Source organism: Streptomyces albidochromogenes, assembly GCF_005981925.1.
GTDB lineage: Bacteria > Actinomycetota > Actinomycetes > Streptomycetales > Streptomycetaceae > Streptomyces > Streptomyces albidochromogenes.
Map to the genome: position 1 here is coordinate 1 of NZ_VBVX01000598.1, position 1,569 is coordinate 1,569.

Consider the following 1,569-nt stretch of genomic DNA (forward strand, 5'->3'; position numbering starts at 1 on the left):
ATCCTGGCGCTGCTGGCCGACCGGCCCATGCACGGTTACGAGATGATCCAGGAGATCGGCGAGCGCAGTGGCGGGGCCTGGCGGCCCAGTCCCGGCTCGGTCTACCCGACGCTCCAACTGCTGGAGGACGAGGGTCTGATCGTCAGTGAGAGCGAGGGCGGCAAGAAGCTGTTCACGCTCACCGGCGCCGGGCGCACCGAGGCCGAGGCGGGGCCGCGGGCTCCGTGGGAGGAAGCGGGGCGCGGTGTCGACTGGGAGTCGATGAACGAGGTCCGTCAGGCCGGGTTCGGTCTGATGGAGGCGTTCGGCCAGGTCTGGAAGACCGGGTCGGCCGAGCAGCGGCAGAAGGCTCTCGCCGTCATCAACGAGTCCCGCAAGAGGCTCTATCTGATCCTGGCCGACGAGGACTGACCGGCGGCAGATGGCCCTCGTCGACGGAACGGCGTCCCGCGGCTCTCCGCGGGGCGCCGCCGCACGTCCGAGGGGTCTGCCGGGGCCGCGTACGCGCGTACCGAGGCCCGCCGGGGCCGCGTACGGGGTTCGCGGGGTGTGTACCGGATCTCAGGTGACCAGGCCGTCGAGCCTGCGCAGTGATTCGCTCAGGGCCGCGCCCGCCGAATCCTTGAGCTTGCCCGCCATCAGCGACACGGCGGCGCCGGTGAACTCCCCGTCGATGCGCACCCGGGTGCCGTCGCCGTCGGGCGTGAGCGCGTAGCGCATGGCGAGAATGACGCCCATCGGGCCCTTGCCCCTGGTCGTGAGCAGCCGGGCCGGCTCCAGTTCCTCCACCGTCCACGTCACCTCGGCGGGGAAGCCCATGAGCTTCATGTTCTCGTCGTACGTCGCCGAGACCCTCAGCTCCGCCGGGCCGCCGTGCGGGAAGCTGGTGTGGGTCGCGTTCCACGCGGCGTACGAGGTGAAGTCCGTGAGCCGCGCCCAGATCCTCTCGGCCGGTGCCCCGATGTGCGCCTCCGCGCTGGCCTCCGCCATGCGACCACCCCATTCCTGTCGGCTGTGCCCGACGTGCTCGGCTGCTGTCCCCGCGCTGCGCCTGGGCCGTACGCGGCTGTTCCCGGGCTGTGCTCCAACGGTGTGCGCGGAACGTAGTCGGGGCGGGCGCAACATTCAATACTGATGGGCCGTCAGATCCCGTGGTTGTCCCGGTATCCCTGGTCTCATCCGTAGGGAGGAGAGCCTGGGCGGGGTTGCCCCTCTTCGGTGGGATGTGCAAATGCTCCCCGGCGGGGATGCTCCCGCCGGTCGCGGCTGATGAGGTGGGTGATGTGCAAAGCCCTACTCCGTGGGTTCCCCACCACCCCGCGCCACAGCGTGCCGACGTCGAAGCGCGCCTCACCACGGAGCTCGCCTCCGTGGTCGCGGGTGCGCGCAGGCGCGCGACGCGGGACGGCGACCGGCAGATCGACACGGCGCATCTGCTGCACTCGGTGCTGGAGGCGGACCCCGAGGTCAGGTCCGCGTTCGACGGCGGTCCGGCGCAGGTCGCCAGGGTGCTCGGCTATCTCGTGCAGCGCAGCATCGGTTACGGGTTGCGCTGGCAGGGCGTTGAGG

General features: G+C 70.9%; 2 protein-coding genes and 1 pseudogene. 2 read left to right on the top strand and 1 reads right to left on the bottom strand.

The window, feature by feature from the left end; all coding sequences use genetic code 11:
- The coding region (locus tag E2E34_RS34165; protein WP_244316397.1) for a PadR family transcriptional regulator at nt 1-411 on the top strand (411 nt) is incomplete at its 5' end.
- Between the two features lie 150 nt (nt 412-561).
- Here the strand turns inward: E2E34_RS34165 and E2E34_RS34170 are convergent.
- Nucleotides 562-990, bottom strand: a complete 429-nt coding sequence (locus tag E2E34_RS34170; RefSeq protein ID WP_138905699.1) for a type II toxin-antitoxin system Rv0910 family toxin — start codon at nt 988-990, stop codon at nt 562-564.
- Between the two features lie 293 nt (nt 991-1,283).
- Here E2E34_RS34170 and E2E34_RS34175 point away from each other — a divergent pair.
- Nucleotides 1,284-1,569, top strand: a pseudogene (locus tag E2E34_RS34175) (peptidase); the annotation flags it as partial.

What these genes read in the sequence shown, in the direction of transcription:
- E2E34_RS34170 (WP_138905699.1), bottom strand. Translation starts at nt 990, where the DNA reads ATGGCGGAGGCCAGCGCGGAGGCGCACATCGGGGCACCGGCCGAGAGG.